17 protein-coding genes are annotated in these 14884 nt (G+C 60.0%); 8 read left to right on the forward strand and 9 right to left on the reverse strand.

Annotated features, from left to right (window positions below):
• Window positions 1-257 precede the first annotated feature (257 nt).
• Together J2Y39_RS09575 and J2Y39_RS09580 are read right to left on the reverse strand one after the other, a co-directional pair.
• Window positions 258-1007 (reverse strand): TerC family protein, encoded by a 750-nt coding sequence (locus J2Y39_RS09575; protein WP_016775343.1) that lies wholly within the window; start codon window positions 1005-1007, stop codon window positions 258-260.
• A 29-nt stretch (window positions 1008-1036) separates the two neighbouring features.
• The gene (locus J2Y39_RS09580) at window positions 1037-1279 is read right to left on the reverse strand and encodes a hypothetical protein (RefSeq protein ID WP_024013465.1); all 243 of its coding nucleotides are present in this window, start codon (window positions 1277-1279) and stop codon (window positions 1037-1039) included.
• A gap of 133 nt (window positions 1280-1412) precedes the next feature.
• On the opposite strand from J2Y39_RS09580, the gene nhaR reads away from it, so the two are divergent.
• Entirely contained in the window at window positions 1413-2312 is a 900-nt protein-coding gene (gene nhaR, locus J2Y39_RS09585; RefSeq protein WP_016775345.1) for a transcriptional activator NhaR, read from the forward strand.
• On the opposite strand, the gene J2Y39_RS09590 is transcribed toward nhaR, so the two are convergent.
• The gene (locus tag J2Y39_RS09590; RefSeq protein WP_024013467.1) at window positions 2307-3464 is read right to left on the reverse strand and encodes an MFS transporter; all 1158 of its coding nucleotides are present in this window, start codon (window positions 3462-3464) and stop codon (window positions 2307-2309) included. The two genes, nhaR and J2Y39_RS09590, sit on opposite strands and share 6 nt — an antisense overlap.
• Window positions 3465-3771: 307 nt before the next feature.
• Between J2Y39_RS09590 and sstT the strand changes: the two genes are divergently transcribed.
• Window positions 3772-5004 carry a serine/threonine transporter SstT gene (gene sstT / locus J2Y39_RS09595; RefSeq protein ID WP_024013468.1) on the forward strand — a complete coding sequence of 411 codons (1233 nt, stop codon included), beginning with the start codon at window positions 3772-3774 and terminating at the stop codon, window positions 5002-5004.
• 158 nt (window positions 5005-5162) lie between these two features.
• Here sstT and J2Y39_RS09600 read toward each other — a convergent pair whose 3' ends face one another.
• Window positions 5163-5672 carry a DUF1993 family protein gene (locus tag J2Y39_RS09600; RefSeq protein WP_041477165.1) on the reverse strand — a complete coding sequence of 170 codons (510 nt, stop codon included), beginning with the start codon at window positions 5670-5672 and terminating at the stop codon, window positions 5163-5165.
• Between the two features lie 125 nt (window positions 5673-5797).
• Here J2Y39_RS09600 and J2Y39_RS09605 point away from each other — a divergent pair, with 125 nt between their 5' ends.
• Window positions 5798-6442: a YceH family protein gene (locus J2Y39_RS09605; protein WP_150741184.1), complete on the forward strand. Its 645-nt coding sequence runs from the start codon at window positions 5798-5800 to the stop codon at window positions 6440-6442.
• Between the two features lie 132 nt (window positions 6443-6574).
• On the opposite strand, the gene J2Y39_RS09610 is transcribed toward J2Y39_RS09605, so the two are convergent.
• Both J2Y39_RS09610 and J2Y39_RS09615 read right to left on the reverse strand, forming a co-directional pair.
• Window positions 6575-7093, reverse strand: a complete 519-nt coding sequence (locus J2Y39_RS09610) for a cupin domain-containing protein (RefSeq protein ID WP_252876595.1) — start codon at window positions 7091-7093, stop codon at window positions 6575-6577.
• A 187-nt stretch (window positions 7094-7280) separates the two neighbouring features.
• The gene (locus J2Y39_RS09615) at window positions 7281-8099 is read right to left on the reverse strand and encodes a shikimate 5-dehydrogenase (protein WP_122508131.1); all 819 of its coding nucleotides are present in this window, start codon (window positions 8097-8099) and stop codon (window positions 7281-7283) included.
• A gap of 243 nt (window positions 8100-8342) precedes the next feature.
• Here J2Y39_RS09615 and J2Y39_RS09620 point away from each other — a divergent pair, with 243 nt between their 5' ends.
• From J2Y39_RS09620 to J2Y39_RS09630, 3 genes are all read left to right on the forward strand, one after another.
• Window positions 8343-8723 carry a hypothetical protein gene (locus J2Y39_RS09620; protein WP_024013471.1) on the forward strand — a complete coding sequence of 127 codons (381 nt, stop codon included), beginning with the start codon at window positions 8343-8345 and terminating at the stop codon, window positions 8721-8723.
• A 230-nt stretch (window positions 8724-8953) separates the two neighbouring features.
• The gene (locus J2Y39_RS09625; protein ID WP_056789862.1) at window positions 8954-9148 is read left to right on the forward strand and encodes a hypothetical protein; all 195 of its coding nucleotides are present in this window, start codon (window positions 8954-8956) and stop codon (window positions 9146-9148) included.
• Window positions 9149-9251: 103 nt separating this feature from the next.
• Entirely contained in the window at window positions 9252-9434 is a 183-nt protein-coding gene (locus tag J2Y39_RS09630) for a hypothetical protein (RefSeq protein ID WP_041477171.1), read from the forward strand.
• On the opposite strand, the gene J2Y39_RS09635 is transcribed toward J2Y39_RS09630, so the two are convergent.
• Window positions 9431-10492 (reverse strand): AI-2E family transporter, encoded by a 1062-nt coding sequence (locus J2Y39_RS09635; RefSeq protein WP_041477173.1) that lies wholly within the window; start codon window positions 10490-10492, stop codon window positions 9431-9433. The two genes, J2Y39_RS09630 and J2Y39_RS09635, sit on opposite strands and share 4 nt — an antisense overlap.
• Window positions 10493-10648: 156 nt before the next feature.
• Here J2Y39_RS09635 and yegQ point away from each other — a divergent pair, with 156 nt between their 5' ends.
• Window positions 10649-11977, forward strand: coding sequence for a tRNA 5-hydroxyuridine modification protein YegQ (gene yegQ, locus J2Y39_RS09640; RefSeq protein ID WP_310217032.1), 1329 nt, complete (start codon window positions 10649-10651; stop codon window positions 11975-11977).
• A gap of 159 nt (window positions 11978-12136) precedes the next feature.
• On the opposite strand, the gene J2Y39_RS09645 is transcribed toward yegQ, so the two are convergent.
• Window positions 12137-12367 carry a hypothetical protein gene (locus J2Y39_RS09645; protein ID WP_217851984.1) on the reverse strand — a complete coding sequence of 77 codons (231 nt, stop codon included), beginning with the start codon at window positions 12365-12367 and terminating at the stop codon, window positions 12137-12139.
• Window positions 12368-12458: 91 nt separating this feature from the next.
• Window positions 12459-13172 carry a FadR/GntR family transcriptional regulator gene (locus J2Y39_RS09650; RefSeq protein WP_252867899.1) on the reverse strand — a complete coding sequence of 238 codons (714 nt, stop codon included), beginning with the start codon at window positions 13170-13172 and terminating at the stop codon, window positions 12459-12461.
• A 355-nt stretch (window positions 13173-13527) separates the two neighbouring features.
• Between J2Y39_RS09650 and J2Y39_RS09655 the strand changes: the two genes are divergently transcribed.
• Window positions 13528-14874, forward strand: a complete 1347-nt coding sequence (locus J2Y39_RS09655; RefSeq protein ID WP_016775359.1) for an MFS transporter — start codon at window positions 13528-13530, stop codon at window positions 14872-14874.
• The last annotated feature ends 10 nt before the right edge of the window (window positions 14875-14884 follow it).

Consider the following 14884-nt stretch of genomic DNA (forward strand, 5'->3'; position numbering starts at 1 on the left):
CAAGAGCCCCTCACCCTAGCCCTCTCTCGGAGGGAGAGGGAACTGACCGGGTTGTTCTTCCGAATTAGGTCGACGTGAAATATGCAGCCGAACTCAGGATCTGAAAAGCCACTCAATCGGCCCCCTCTCCCTCGGGAGAGGGCTGGGCGGGCGGCGTTCCGATGAGGGGCAAGCTCTAAACCACACCCCCCAACACCAAAGCGAAAAAAAACCGCCTGAGCTCAACCAGCCCAGGCGGTTTTTTGTGTTCTCAGCAATTACGCCTGCTGAGCAACCTTCTTCTGCTTCGCCCGGCGCGACAGCATGTTCAACACTTCGATACCGGCCGAGAACGCCATGGCCGCGTACACATAACCTTTCGGTACGTGGGCGCCGAAGCCCTCAGCGATCAGCGTCATGCCGATCATGATCAGGAAGCCCAGCGCCAGCATGACCACGGTCGGGTTGTCGTTGATGAACTTGGCCAGCGGATCAGCCGCGAGCAGCATCACCAGCACCGACACCACCACCGCGATGATCATGATCGGCAAGTGTTCAGTCATGCCGACAGCGGTAATGATGCTGTCGATCGAGAACACCATGTCGAGCATCAGGATCTGACCGATGGCCGCGGCAAAACCAAGCGTTACGGTGGAAGTCGCGGTCTTCGGGTCTTCCGGCGACGGGTCCATGCTGTGATGGATCTCGGTCGTGGCCTTCCACACCAGGAACAGGCCACCGGCGATCAGGATCATGTCCTTCCAGGAGAACGCCTGGCCAAGGATTTCGATCACAGGCTCGGTCAACTGCACGATGAACGCGATGGTGCTCAACAGGGCCAGACGCAGAATCAGGGCCATGCCGATACCGATACGACGCGCCTTCTGCCGATGCTGTTCGGGCAATTTGTTGGTCAGGATCGAAATAAAGATCAGGTTATCGATGCCGAGCACGATTTCCATTACCACCAGTGTGGCCAAAGCAACCCAAGCGGTGGGGCTGGCGGCGAGTTCTAACAGATATTCCATGGGTCAGTCCTGACTCTGTGTAAGACGGTTTAGATGGTCTTGGAGGAAGATTCGGATTCTTCCGCTTGTTTTTCCGGTGTTTCTTTTTTCTCGATCAAACCACCAGTGGCATCGCTGAGCGCTTGCTCAGCGGCTTTATGGGTGTCGTCGATTGCTTGTTTGGCGGTTTCAGCCGCCGCGCCCATCAGTTGCTGGGCGCTTTTTTCCGCCTGATCACAACCGGCCAGAACCAGTAAAGACGCAAACATCACTGCGGGAAATGTGTATTTCATAAGGTTTCCTTCGAATAAACAGACAGGCGCACACACCGGCCGTCGATGGCTGGGCATTCTAGGGAGATGAACACTTCAGGAAAATTCGTATTTTTAGCGGCTATACTTCGGTTTTCACGAAGTGGCCATCACTATGCTCAATTACCGACAACTGCATTACTTCTGGGTTGTAGCCAAAACCGGCAGCATCGTCCGGGCGTGCGAGCAGCTGAACCTGACGCCACAGACGATCAGCGGACAGATTTCACTGCTCGAACAAACCTATGGCGTGGAATTGTTTCGCCGGGTTGGCCGCCAGTTGGAGCTCACGGAAGCCGGGCGCCAGGCCCTGCCCTACGCCGAGCAAATGTTTCAACTGGGCGGCGAGCTGGAGCTGATGCTGCGTGCGCAGCCCAACGAGCAGCAGATCCTCTTTCGCGTCGGCGTGGCCGATGTGGTGCCCAAATCGATTGTTTATCGCCTGATCGCGCCGACCATGGAATTGAGCGAGCCGCTGCGCATCACCTGCCGCGAGGACAAACTCGAGCGCCTGCTCGCCGATCTGGCCATTCAGCGTCTGGATCTGGTGATTTCCGACAGCCCGATGCCTTCGCATCTGGACATCAAAGGCTACAGCCAGAAGCTCGGTGAATGCGGGATCAGTTTCTTCGCCACCGCCGAACTTGCCGCGCAGTATGGCCAGGATTTCCCGCGCAGCCTGCACGGCGCACCGCTGCTGATTCCCGGCGCGGAAACCGTGGTGCGCAGCCGTTTGCAGCGCTGGTTCGCCGAACAGCAGATCCAGCCGCAGATTGTCGGCGAATTCGATGACAGCGCTTTGATGCAGGCCTTCGGCCAATCCGGCAGCGGGATCTTTATTGGCCCGAGCGTGATTGCCGAGGAAGTGAAGCGCCAGTACGGCGTCGAGCTGATCGGCCAGACCGACGCGGTGAGCGAGTCGTTCTATGCCATTTCGGTGGAACGCAAGGTCAAGCACCCTGGCATCGTAGCGATTACCGAAGGTGCCCGACGCGAGTTGTTTACCGGGTTATGAAGCGCAGACTTCCCGTGGTTTGAGCGTCATCAGCACCATGGCGAGGAACACCGACAGCAAAATGAAGCCGGCAGCGGCAAAGCCCAGGAAGCCCAGCCCGGCACTGTCGATCACCCGGCCGCCGACCATCGCCCCCAAGCCGATACCGAGATTGGCTCCGGCGATGTTCAGCGACGCGGCAAAGGCCGGCGCTTCCGGCGCGGCTTTCATCAAGCGCACATGGCTGACCAGGAACAACGCCGCCTGAGTCACGCCCCAGATGCCCATCGCCACCGCCAGCCCCACTGGCGAATGAATGTTCGGCACCAGCGAAACCATACCGGCGATCATGAACGCGCAGAACAACACCGACGCCCCCAGCGGATGCCGATCCACCGCACGCCCGCCAAGCGAGTTGCCGATCAGCCCGACTGCGCCAAACGCCATCAGGCACCAGCCGACCACGGTGCCGTTGAAACCGGCGAGTCGTTCGAGGATGTCGGCAAGGTAGGTGTAAGCGGTAAACATGCCGCTGAACACCAGAATCGACAACAAGATATGGCCGAGCATCAGCGGGCTGCGCAGGATCTTGAATTGTGAACGGAAGCTGACCTGATGCTGGTGCAGACTGGTTTTCGGCAGATAGACAAACAGCAGCAAGGCTTTGGCAAATGCGATCAACGCCAGAATGCCGAATGCGCTGCGCCAGCCGAACGCGTCGGAAATCAGCGTGCCGACCGGAATGCCAAACACCGTGGCGCAGACGATACCGAAGCCGATCTTGGCGATGGCGCGGCCGGCGAAATCCGGGCCGACGATGTCCACCGCTGTCTCACTGGCCAAGGCCCAGAACACCGGCAAACCCAACGCCGGAATCAGACGCGCGATGGCCATCACCCAGATATTCGGCGCCAACGCTGCAACGGTATTGGCCAGACCGAACATGATCAGAATGCTGATGAACAGTTTGCGCCGTTCGAAACGGGCGAAATACGCGGTCAGGAATGGGCCGAACAGCGCCACGGTAAAGGCAAACAAGGTCACCAGCAGCCCGGCTTGCGGGATGCTGACTTCGAGGTCTCGGGCGATCGCCGGCAACAGGCCGACAATGACGAATTCCGTGGTCAGCACCGTGAACCCGGCGGCGGACAACAGAAGAATAGGCAACAGCATGCGCAACTCCAGCAAAACGACGACACCAGCGATGACCCGGAGGCCCGCTGGCAGAACTTGAAAATGAGGATGGCGAAGCTTAACAGACTGCGTCCGCACTGAGTTGCCCAAAACTGCCGATCTGCCGGGCCGATCCGGTGGCAGATCGTCACAGGCCTGAAGGTTCACGCTTACGCTGTGATAAAGTCCGCGCCCTGAAAATCGTACAGCTGTTCAACGTGCCGTTTGGCGGCGTTGATGTCACTTCGACAGGCGTTTCGTGACTGCCCACGACGCTTCGCACCCTATAAAAAACAGAGATGCCGCTATGACCGCTTCATCCCCTTCGTTACTGCAACGCCTGAAACGCCTGAGTCTGGTCAGCCAGATCGTCATTGGTCTGATCGCCGGTATTGCCCTGGCCCTGATTGCACCGGAGCTGGCGAAGTCCACCGCGTTCATCGGCAAGGTGTTTGTCTCGGCGTTGAAAGCCGTGGCGCCGATTCTGGTGTTCGTGCTGGTGATGGCCTCGATCGCCAACCACAAGCACGGCCAGGAAACCCACATCCGGCCAATCCTGTTCCTTTACCTGCTGGGCACATTCAGCGCTGCGGTGGTGGCCGTGGTCGCCAGCATGGCGTTCCCGTCAAATCTGGTGTTGTCCACCGAGAACGTTGCCGTGACTGCGCCCGGCGGCATCGGCGAAGTGCTGCAAAGCCTGTTGCTGAGCGTCGTCGACAACCCGGTCAGCGCGCTGATGAATGCCAACTTCATCGGCATTCTGGCCTGGGCGATCGGTATGGGCATTGCCATCCGGCATGCCGGCGACACCACCCGCGAGGTGCTGGGTGACTTGTCCAACGGCGTCACCGTGATCGTCCGTGTGGTCATTCGCTTCGCGCCGCTGGGCATCTTCGGCCTGGTCGCGTCGACACTGGCCACCTCCGGTTTCGGCGCGCTGCTCGGCTACGCGCACCTGCTGGCGGTGCTGCTGGGCTGCATGCTGTTCGTCGCGCTGGTGATGAACCCGCTGATCGTGTTCTGGAAGCTGCGCCGCAATCCGTACCCGCTGACCCTGATGTGCCTGCGTGAAAGCGGCATTACCGCGTTCTTCACCCGCAGCTCGGCGGCGAACATTCCGGTCAATCTGGAATTGAGCAAGCGCCTGGGCCTGCACGAAGACACCTACTCGGTATCGATCCCGCTCGGCGCGACCATCAACATGGCCGGTGCGGCGATCACCATTACCGTGCTGACCCTGGCGGCGGTGCACACTTTGGGCATCGCAGTGGACATTCCGACCGCAATCCTGCTCAGCGTCGTCGCAGCCATTTGCGCCTGTGGCGCGTCCGGTGTGGCCGGTGGTTCGCTGCTGCTGATTCCGCTGGCGTGCAGCCTGTTCGGCATCCCGAGCGAGATCGCCATGCAGGTCGTGGCGGTGGGCTTCATTATTGGCGTGCTGCAGGATTCGGCGGAGACCGCGCTGAACTCGTCGACTGACGTGCTGTTTACCGCGGCGGCTTGCCTGGGCGAGGAAGAGAAGGCTCAGCGTACGGCGTAACCGCCTTACCTTGTGGGAGCGAGCCTGCTCGCGAAAGGGGCGAGACATTCAGTATTAATATCGCCTGATACGCCGCATTCGCGAGCAGGCTCGCTCCCACAGAAAAACAAAAGCCCGCCAAGGCGCGAACCTTGGCGGGCTTTTTCGTATCCGGGTGTTTAGAACGCGCCCATGTAATCGCGCTTGCCCACTTCAACGCCGTTATGACGCAGCAGCGCGTAGGTGGTGGTAACGTGGAAGAAGAACTGCGGCAGGCCGTAAGTCAGCAGATACGCCTGACCACTGAAGCGCTTCTCTTTCGGCGTGCCCGGACGGGTCACGATTTCGATGCCTTCCTTGCCGTCGATCTGCTCTGGCTTGATCTCGCCAATGAAGGCCAGAACCTTGGTGATCAGCGCTTGCAGTTCGGCAAAGGTAGTTTCAGTGTCGTCGTACTTCGGCAGTTCGACTTCGGCCAGACGTGCCGACACGCCTTTGGCGAAATCCACGGCGATCTGCACCTGACGCACCAGCGGGAACATGTCCGGGTACAGACGCGCTTGCAGGAAGACGCTCTGGTCGATGTTTTTCGCGCTGGCGTGGGCTTCGGCCTTTTTCAGCACATCGCTCAGGGCGTTGAGCATTTGTTGAAAAACCGGGACGGATGCGGCGTACAGTGAAATGGTCATGGCAGTCTCATGTGATGGCTGGGTAATACGTGGTGGCGATTATAGCCATGCTTGATGAGCACACGGCTTGCCTTTTGTTTGGCAAGGATTAGGCTAGGCGGCTTCGACTGCAGAGGGAACGCGCGATGAGCAACGAACAAGAATCCACCTCCGAACAGCCACGGTTAAATGCCACGGAAATCCGCATTCTCGGTGCGCTGATCGAAAAACAGGCCACCAGCCCCGAAACCTATCCGCTGACCCTCAACGCACTGGTGCTGGCCTGCAATCAGAAAACCAGTCGCGAGCCGGTAATGAACCTCAATCAGGGTCAGGTCGGGCAGAGCCTGCGGGCGCTGGAAGGTCGAGGTTTCACCCGGCTGGTGATGGGCAGCCGCGCCGACCGCTGGGAGCACAAGGTCGACAAGGCGCTGGAACTGGTGCCGGCACAGGTGATTCTGACGGGTTTGATGTTTCTGCGCGGTCCGCAGACCGTCAACGAACTGCTGACCCGCAGCGGACGCATGCACGAGTTCGAGGACGCCGAGCAGGTGGTTCATCAGCTTGAACGGCTGATCGCACGCGGTTTGGCGGTATTGATTCCGCGTCAGGCCGGGCAGCGTGAGGATCGTTATACCCATGCCCTGGGCGACCCGGCGGATGTCGAGGCAATATTGGCGGCGCGGCAAAATCCTGGGGAGCGCTCGAGCGCTGGCGTTTCCCTGGAGCGTATCGAAGAACTGGAAGCGCGGATCGCCGCACTGGAAGAACGCCTGGCCCGCCTCGAATAATCGCAACAGAACCTCTGTGGGAGCGAGCCTGCTCGCGAAAGCGTAGTGTCAGTCACCACGACCTCGAATGACCTGCCGCCTTCGCGAGCAGGCTCGCTCCCACAGGGTCTGCGCGATATTCAGCAGCCCGCGTCACTCCCCATCCCAGTAATCCACCCCATCCACCTGCCGCGCGACAGCGACAAAGCCCGAGGCCTTGCCCTCGGCATCCACCGTGAAATTATCCATCACCGCATACTTGTTCGAATCCGGGTACTCGCAGATCTCCGGCTGCTGCTGAGTGCTGATCGCCAGATAACGCAGCTCATCCGCGCTGGTATTGATGATCTGGTGAGCCTTTTCCGGTCCGCCGGGTGGGCAGGCGATCACATCACCGGCGCGGATCGGAAAACGCTCGCCTCCCAACCGCACCTCGCCCTCCCCGGCCACCACGTAGAACATCTCCTCATTGACCCGATGGCTGTGGAATGGACTGCCGCGCATGCCTGCTGGCAGCGCGTACAGACGGTAACCGAGTTTCTGCGCACCGAGTTGCTGGCCGATCCGCGCGAAACGCTGCAGATAACGACCGGCGGTGTCGCCTTCAGGGGCCAGGGCTTCGGGAAGGGCTTCGAGTTCGACCTCGTTGAGGTTGAGGATGGGCGGATGCATGGGCGGCCTCAGTTAAGGTTTTAGTGGTGGGCACGTCTGTGCGTGCTGGCGAGGATTATAGATAGTGATCCAGAACCGCAGCGCCGCCTTCGCGAGCAGGCTCGCTCCCACATTCAATCGCATTCCAGCTCAACCTGTGGGAGCGAGCCTGCTCGCGAAGAGGCCAGCCCAGCCACTAAAAGATCAATCAGCTACGCGCAAAATCCACCGCCGCCGCAAACTGAGCCTCATTCGGCCGCACCCCGGTGTAGAGGACAAACTGCTCCAGCGCCTGAATCGCAATCACCTCAAGCCCGGTAATCACTCGCTTGCCCTCGGCCCGCGCCCGCACAATCAGCGGCGTCTCCGATGGGATTGCCACCACGTCGAATACGGTCTCAGCCGCTTTGATCACTTCAGGCTCGAACGCCAGTTGCCCCGCCTCCGGCCCGCCGTCCATGCCTACCGGGGTGACATTGATCAGCATCTGCGGGCGCTCGTCACCCAGCTCTGCCTGCCAGCGATAACCCAGCGAATCCGCCAGGGCGCGGCCGGCCCGCTCGTTACGGGCGACAATCAAACCGTTCTTGTAGCCACCATCGCGCAGGGCGCTGGCCACCGCTTTGGCCATGCCGCCGCTGCCACGCAGAGCGAAGGTGGAATCCTTCGGCACCGCGTGGCTCTCCAGCAATTGCGCGACGGCGATGTAATCGGTGTTGTAGGCCTTGAGGTGGCCACCAGTGTTGACGATGGTGTTGATCGACTGGATCGCCGCCGCCGACGCATCCAGCTCATCGACCAGCGCAATGCAGGCTTCCTTGAACGGCATCGACACGCCGCAGCCACGAATGCCCAGTGCCCGGATGCCACCGACCGCGCCGGTCAGGTCCTGGCTGCTGAACGCCTTGTAGTAGAAGTTCAGGCCCAGCTGTTCATACAAATGGTTGTGAAAACGCAGACCGAAATTCCCCGGCCGCCCGGACAGGGACATGCACAATTGGGTGTCTTTGTTCGGGTTCATCTGCATGAAACTTCTCCTTCAAACGCACTTTCGGATGGACGGGATTGGCCAGCCCACCGGGTTCTGAATCATCATTGCGGCTTGTCTGTGGCGCTGCGCAGCCGGGTAAAGAAGCCGCTACAGACCTTACACAAAATTTACCCAGCGGCTGTGCTGAATTTCGCAAATTTGCTGTCTTAGCTGTATCCCCGCGACAACTGTGGGCCTGATTCAGGCCGCGGCGCCGGGTCGAAGAACCGAGGACTTATCATGATTCGTAAACTTCCCATCATGGCTTTGTTGATTGGCGCACTTGCCGTCACCGGCCAGGCTGAAGCGGGTGGTGGCCATGGCTGGCAGGGCCCTGCAGTGTTTGGCGCGATCGTCGGCTCGGCCATCATCGGCTCGGCACTGATCAACCAGGATCGGCCGGTGTACGTGCAGCAGCAGCCGGTTTATGTACAGCCGCAACCGGTCTACGTGCAGCAACCGCCACCGCCGGTCTATTACCAGCCGGCGCCGGTGTATGTGCAGCAACCGGTTTACGTGCAGCCGGCCCCCGTCTATTACGGTCCGCCTCGTGGTTATTACGGTCGGCCCCACGGCTACTACGGCGGCCCGCATGGCTACTACGGCGGTCCACGCTGGTAAGCGCAACACAGAGCCCCGTTTTCAAGCGGGGCTTTTTTATGACCGCTGGTCGGCCAACGTCTGAAAAAATCTCGCCAGGGTCGCTGTGAGAACAGTTTGAGCAGCTAAAGTCGGCATGATGGAATCGACCGTAGTGATTTTTTTCATCAAACGGTCACCGCTTTGTCATGACGGAACCGCAATCTGAATCCGTCCGTAAACAACAGATCGATAACAACAAGGACGACTGTATGCCCACACAAAACCCGCACCGCATCGTCGGTCTGTGCACCTCGAACAAGGTGTACAGCGCGCTCACCGAGCTCAAGCACCTGGAAGGCCATCGCTGCGCCAAGCTGCTGTCCCTGCTCGCCGAAAACCTCGTGCACAAGGGCCTGCTCAATGAGCGCGAAGTCATGCACATGCTCGATCAAGTGGTCGAATGACGCCAGACCTCACTGGCATCAATGACCACTATCGAAAGCGTTGATTGTCCGTCGTGCCGGCAAATCCCTAAGGTAGCCCCATCAGTTTGATGGAGGTTTTCCCATGGCACAGGTTCAAATCATGTCGGTGATCGGCAGCGCAGTTCCCGCTTCGCTGCGTGCATCCGGTTTGCTCGCTTGCTGGTATCTGGTGCGCGATGGCGAGCCGATCAGCGGCCCGCTCACGTCGTTGCCAGCAGCGCAGGCCTTGTCGCAACAAGTCGCCAGCAGCACATTTCACGCTTAGGGCAGTTGCACCTTGGGCTTGGTCTCGACGAACAGCGCCCAGCTCGACAGGAACAATGCGGCAATCAGCGGCCCGATCACAAAGCCGTTGAGGCCGAATACCGCGAGGCCGCCGAGGGTCGAGACCAGAATCAGGTAATCGGGCATCTTGGTATCTTTGCCGACCAGGATCGGGCGCAGCACGTTATCGACCAGGCCGATCACGAATACGCCGAACAAGCCCAGCACCACACCCTGCCAGATCATGCCGCTGAGCAGGAAGTACACCGCCACCGGCGCCCAGACAATCCCCGCGCCCACCGCTGGCAACAGCGACAGAAACGCCATCAGTACCGCCCAGAGCAACGCGCTGGGAATGTCGAGAAACCAGAAAATCAGCCCGCCCAGCGCACCTTGGGTCACGGCCACCACCACGTTGCCTTTGACTGTCGCGCGCACCACGCGGTTGAACTTCAGTTGCAGGCGGCGCTTGTGGTTTTCTTCCAGCGGCACGGCAGTGCGCATCTTGCGCGCCAGCTCGGGGCCGTCACGCAGAAAGAAAAACAGCAGATACAGCATGATGAAAAAGCTCACCACGAATTCGAACGTGCCCTGGCCGAAACTGAACGCCTGAGTCGCCAGCGCCTGGCTGCCCTGCATCGCCGCTTTGACGATCTTCTCGCGCAAGCTGTCGAGTTCGCCCATGCCAAAGCGGTCGAGCAAGTGCTGAAAGTAAGGCGGCAGGCTGTGCTTGAACTGCGCCAGATACGCAGCGATGTCCAGCTCGCCGCTTTCAATGTTCTTGTAGACCGTCGCCCCTTCCTGGACCAGCAGGATGCTGACGATGATCACCGGCAGAATCGCGACCACCAGGCACAGGCTCAAGGTGCACAGCGACGTCACGTTGCGTTGCCAGCCGAACTTCTGCTGCAACCTGCGCTGTACCGGCGCAAACAGAATGCCGAGGATGACAGCCCAGAATACCGCGCCGTAGAACGGCAGCAGAATCCAGATAAAGGCCACCGTGACCAGCACCAGCAGCACTGTCAGGGATTTGAATTGCAGACTCTTTTCGTTCATATCCGGTCCATGTCAGTCAGGCGTCACGCACGCCCGCCCCACTTAGTCAGCCGCCGAGCGCGCGAGTGCCATGTTTATTCATGGAGCATAGATCCAGATCAATGAACCCTCGCAACAGCTGCCCTACCCTGCGCGGCTTTTGCGACTGACATCCAAATGCAGACTCTCATCGCCCCCGAGCTTCTCGCCCCCGCCGGCACCCTGAAAAACATGCGCTACGCCTTCGCCTACGGCGCCGATGCGGTCTACGCTGGCCAGCCGCGCTACAGCCTGCGGGTGCGCAACAACGAGTTCGATCATGCCAACCTGGCGCTGGGCATCCGTGAGGCGCAGGCGCAGGGCAAGCGTTTCTACGTCGTGGTCAACATCGCCCCGCACAACGCCAAGCTGAAGACGTTTCTCAAGGATCTGGCGCCGGTGATCGAGATGGCCCCGGATGCGCTGATCATCTCCGACCCCGGCCTGATCATGCTGGTGCGCCGGCATTTTCCGCAGATGCCGATTCACCTGTCGGTGCAGGCCAACACGGTGAATTGGGCGAGCGTCGAGTTCTGGCAGCAACAGGGGCTGAGCCGGATCATTCTGTCGCGCGAACTGTCCCTCGAAGAAATCGGTGAAATCCGCGAGCAGGTGCCGGGCATGGAGCTGGAAGTGTTCGTGCACGGCGCGCTGTGCATGGCCTATTCCGGGCGCTGCCTGCTTTCCGGTTACATGAACAAGCGCGATGCCAATCAGGGCACCTGCACCAACGCCTGCCGCTGGAAGTACACGGCGCAAGAAGCGACGGAAAACCAGCTCGGCGAGATCGTCCAGACCTTTCAACCCGAGCCGACGCTGGGTCTCGGCGCACCGACCGATCAGGTCTTTCTGTTGCAGGAAGCCAACCGCCCCGACGAATTGATGCCGGCGTTCGAAGACGAACACGGCACCTACATCATGAACGCCAAGGACCTGCGCGCGGTGCAGCATGTCGAACGGCTGACGCGCATGGGTGTGCATTCATTGAAGATAGAAGGCCGGACCAAATCGCATTTCTACTGCGCGCGCACCACCCAGGTATATCGCCGGGCGATCGATGATGCCGTGGCCGGGCGCGAGTTTGATCGCAGCCTGATGCTGGATCTGGAATCGCTGGCCCAGCGCGGCTACACCGAAGGTTTTCTGCGCCGGCATGTGCACGACGAATATCAGAATTATCAGCACGGCAGTTCGGTGTCGGAGCGTCAGCAGTTCGTTGGCGAGCTGACCGGCGAGCGCCGGGATCGCCTGGCCGAAGTGAAAGTGAAGAATCGTTTTGCCGTGGGCGATCATCTGGAACTGATGACGCCCAAGGGCAATTTCCATTTTGATCTGCATGAATTGCAGAGTGTCAGCGGCCAAGCGATCGAAGTGGCGCCGGGGGACGGGCATACGGTGTACGTGCCGATTCCGGACGCGGTGGATTTGCGCTTTGGGTTGTTGATGCGGGATTTGCGTGTTGGTTGACTGGCGATCTTGTCTGGCACTCGCAGCATGGCCGTAATTTGTTGCGAAGCCGATGCCGTCTTCGCGAGCAGGCTCGCTCCCACAGGGAGTTTGTGTCATCCACTGTGGGAGCGAGCCTGCTCGCGAAGAGGCCGGCCCACTCAATGAATAATCCAGACCTCAGCGCAAATCATCCGACAACGGCGTCGGCTCATCCGCTGGCGGCACATCCTCGTCATCCGGCGGATCCTTCCAGTCATCCGGGCGGTCGGCATCGCTCAACGGGTCGCGGCCCGGGTCCATGCCCGGCGGTGCGTCGTGATCGCTCAGGGTCGGCTCGTCGGTGCCGGATACGGGGCGGGTCTGGTCGGTGGGCGCCATGCCACCGGGAACAAGCGAGTCATCAGCCATGCTGCACCTCACAATACTGGCCCGGATTATCCGGGGCGTATTGTTTGGAAGCGCGACCGTTGACGGCGTGCGATAGATCAGACCAGCGGCATCAGCCTTGGGCGATAAAGCGATCACGACTGTTGGTCAGGTGCAGCCACATCGCGGCACGGGCGGCATCGGCGTCCTGACGCTTGATCGCATTCAGAATCGCCTCGTGTTCCAGATTGGCCAAGTGCCCGAGCTTGCTCAGATCCGCCGCGCCGCGCTCGGCAGCATTCAGGCGATTGCGCGGGATCATCGCACTGCCCAGGTGCTGCATGATTTCGCTGAAACAAGCGTTGCCGGTGGCCTCGGCGATCAGCAGATGAAAACGCCGATCGGCTTCCACGCAGCTGTCATTGTTTGCCAGCATCCGTTGATAGTCATCCAGCGCCTGACGCATCTGCTGCACCTGCTGCTCACTGCGCCGCTGCGCCGCCAGCGCCGCCGCTTGCGTTTCCAGGCCCATGCGCAGCTCAAGAATGCTGCGCACGCCGAGCGCCGTGTCGACATTCAGGCGCAGGCCCTGCTCCGCTGCGCGTTCGATCACGAAAGTACCGATGCCATGGCGCGTCTCCACCAGCCCCGAGGCCTGCAACTTGGAAATCGCCTCGCGCACCACCGTGCGGCTGACGCCGTGCTCCTGAACGATGGAGTTCTCCGAAGGCAGCTTGTCACCGGGCGACAGTTGCCCGAGCAGGATGCTCTGGGTGAGCTTTTCCACCAAGTCATGAGCGAGGTTGTGAGTGCGTTTGCGCGCGGGCGCGTCGAGGTCTTCTTGCATGGTCGGTTCCGGTGATCGGGGCTTGCCGATCGTAGCACTGCGGAATGACGGTTGAGATGGATTTTAGCGGTCGATGAGACATCAACTTGTATGACAACACTCAATTACGTCGAATATTTTCGATAGCCAGCCATCACGCACCACCATTCATATCTCAAAAAGGCGCTCCGCTCGACTGGCGCAACAATCAACAAATACGAGCTTAAATCCTGTTTTCGCATAAGAAACCGAACAATCAGAAGAATTTAATCGCCCCTCCCCACTTGTCGGACAAAAAAACACAGTTGTATGATGTCTATCAACAACGCAACACCCAGTCCTACCCGCATAAAAATAATCAGTGGGAGAAACATCAGTGAAAACCTCCGTCTCCGGGATGCAGGACAGCGTCGATCCGACGCTCGCCTCAGCCATCTCGAAAGTCAAACGCCACGTCCTGCCGCTCTTCGTGATCATGTTCATCGTCAATTACATTGACCGGGTGAACATCGGTTTCGTCCGCACCCACATGGAAACCGATCTGGGCATTGGTGCTGCTGCCTACGGCTTCGGCGCCGGTCTGTTCTTCATCGGCTACGCGCTGTTCGAAGTGCCGTCCAATATGCTTCTGCAAAAAGTCGGCGCACGGATCTGGCTGACCCGCATCATGTTCACCTGGGGCATAGTCGCGGCCTGCATGGCGTTCATTCAGAACGAAACCCACTTCTATATTCTGCGTTTCCTGCTCGGTGTCGCCGAGGCCGGGTTCTTTCCCGGGGTGATTTATTACTTCACCCGTTGGCTGCCCGGCGTCGAGCGCGGCAAAGCGATCGCGATCTTCCTCAGCGGCTCTGCCGTGGCCTCGCTGATCTCCGGCCCGCTGTCCGGTCTGCTCCTGCAGATCAATGGGCTGGGCATGCACGGCTGGCAATGGATGTACTTCATCGAGGGGATGTTCTCGGTGTGCCTGTGCGTGTTTGTCTGGTTCTGGCTGGATGCCAAACCCCACGACGCCAAATGGCTGAGCCGCGCCGAACAGGATGCGCTGGTCAGCGCCATCGACGACGAGCAAAAGGCCCGCGAAGCCGCGACGCCGATCCGGCCGTCGCTGGGCAAACTGCTCAAGGACCGGCAGATCATTCTGTTCTGCCTGATCTACTTCTTCATTCAGTTGACCATTTATGCGGCGACTTTCTGGCTGCCGAGCATCATCAAGAAGATGGGCGAACTCAGCGACGTGCAGGTCGGCCTGTTCAACTCGATTCCATGGTTGCTGTCGATCGTCGGCATGTACGCCTTCGCCTCGCTGTCGGCGAAGTGGAAACATCAGCAAGCGTGGGTCGCCACTGCCCTGTTGATCGCCGCAGCGGGGATGTTCATGTCCACCACTGGCGGGCCGATCTTTGCCTTCGTCGCGATCTGCTTTGCGGCGCTGGGTTTCAAATCCGCCTCGTCGCTGTTCTGGCCGATTCCCCAGGCTTATCTGGATGCACGCATCGCGGCGGCAGTGATCGCGCTGATCAACTCGGTGGGCAACCTCGGCGGCTTCGTCGCGCCAACCACCTTCGGCCTGCTGGAACAGCACACCGGCTCGATTCAGGGCGGCCTCTATGGTCTGGCCGCGACCTCGATCATCGCCGCAATCATCGTCTTCGCCGCGCGCACCACGCCGAAACCCGCTGCTGAAAAGGCTGTGGCCGACGCCGCGCCGAAACACGCCTGACTTCGTCTCG

This window comes from Pseudomonas sp. 2957, assembly GCF_031456345.1.
In the GTDB taxonomy this organism is placed as follows: domain Bacteria; phylum Pseudomonadota; class Gammaproteobacteria; order Pseudomonadales; family Pseudomonadaceae; genus Aquipseudomonas; species Aquipseudomonas siliginis.

Excerpts from the sequence above, each read along its gene's own strand:
- J2Y39_RS09575 (WP_016775343.1), bottom strand. The coding sequence starts at position 1,007 with ATGGAATATCTGTTAGAACTCGCCGCCAGCCCCACCGCTTGGGTTGCT.
- J2Y39_RS09580 (WP_024013465.1), bottom strand. The coding sequence starts at position 1,279 with ATGAAATACACATTTCCCGCAGTGATGTTTGCGTCTTTACTGGTTCTG.
- nhaR (WP_016775345.1), top strand. The coding sequence starts at position 1,413 with ATGCTCAATTACCGACAACTGCATTACTTCTGGGTTGTAGCCAAAACC.
- J2Y39_RS09590 (WP_024013467.1), bottom strand. The coding sequence starts at position 3,464 with ATGCTGTTGCCTATTCTTCTGTTGTCCGCCGCCGGGTTCACGGTGCTG.
- sstT (WP_024013468.1), top strand. The coding sequence starts at position 3,772 with ATGACCGCTTCATCCCCTTCGTTACTGCAACGCCTGAAACGCCTGAGT.
- J2Y39_RS09600 (WP_041477165.1), bottom strand. The coding sequence starts at position 5,672 with ATGACCATTTCACTGTACGCCGCATCCGTCCCGGTTTTTCAACAAATG.
- J2Y39_RS09605 (WP_150741184.1), top strand. The coding sequence starts at position 5,798 with ATGAGCAACGAACAAGAATCCACCTCCGAACAGCCACGGTTAAATGCC.
- J2Y39_RS09610 (WP_252876595.1), bottom strand. The coding sequence starts at position 7,093 with ATGCATCCGCCCATCCTCAACCTCAACGAGGTCGAACTCGAAGCCCTT.
- J2Y39_RS09615 (WP_122508131.1), bottom strand. The coding sequence starts at position 8,099 with ATGCAGATGAACCCGAACAAAGACACCCAATTGTGCATGTCCCTGTCC.
- J2Y39_RS09620 (WP_024013471.1), top strand. The coding sequence starts at position 8,343 with ATGATTCGTAAACTTCCCATCATGGCTTTGTTGATTGGCGCACTTGCC.
- J2Y39_RS09625 (WP_056789862.1), top strand. The coding sequence starts at position 8,954 with ATGCCCACACAAAACCCGCACCGCATCGTCGGTCTGTGCACCTCGAAC.
- J2Y39_RS09630 (WP_041477171.1), top strand. The coding sequence starts at position 9,252 with ATGGCACAGGTTCAAATCATGTCGGTGATCGGCAGCGCAGTTCCCGCT.
- J2Y39_RS09635 (WP_041477173.1), bottom strand. The coding sequence starts at position 10,492 with ATGAACGAAAAGAGTCTGCAATTCAAATCCCTGACAGTGCTGCTGGTG.
- yegQ (WP_310217032.1), top strand. The coding sequence starts at position 10,649 with ATGCAGACTCTCATCGCCCCCGAGCTTCTCGCCCCCGCCGGCACCCTG.
- J2Y39_RS09645 (WP_217851984.1), bottom strand. The coding sequence starts at position 12,367 with ATGGCTGATGACTCGCTTGTTCCCGGTGGCATGGCGCCCACCGACCAG.
- J2Y39_RS09650 (WP_252867899.1), bottom strand. The coding sequence starts at position 13,172 with ATGCAAGAAGACCTCGACGCGCCCGCGCGCAAACGCACTCACAACCTC.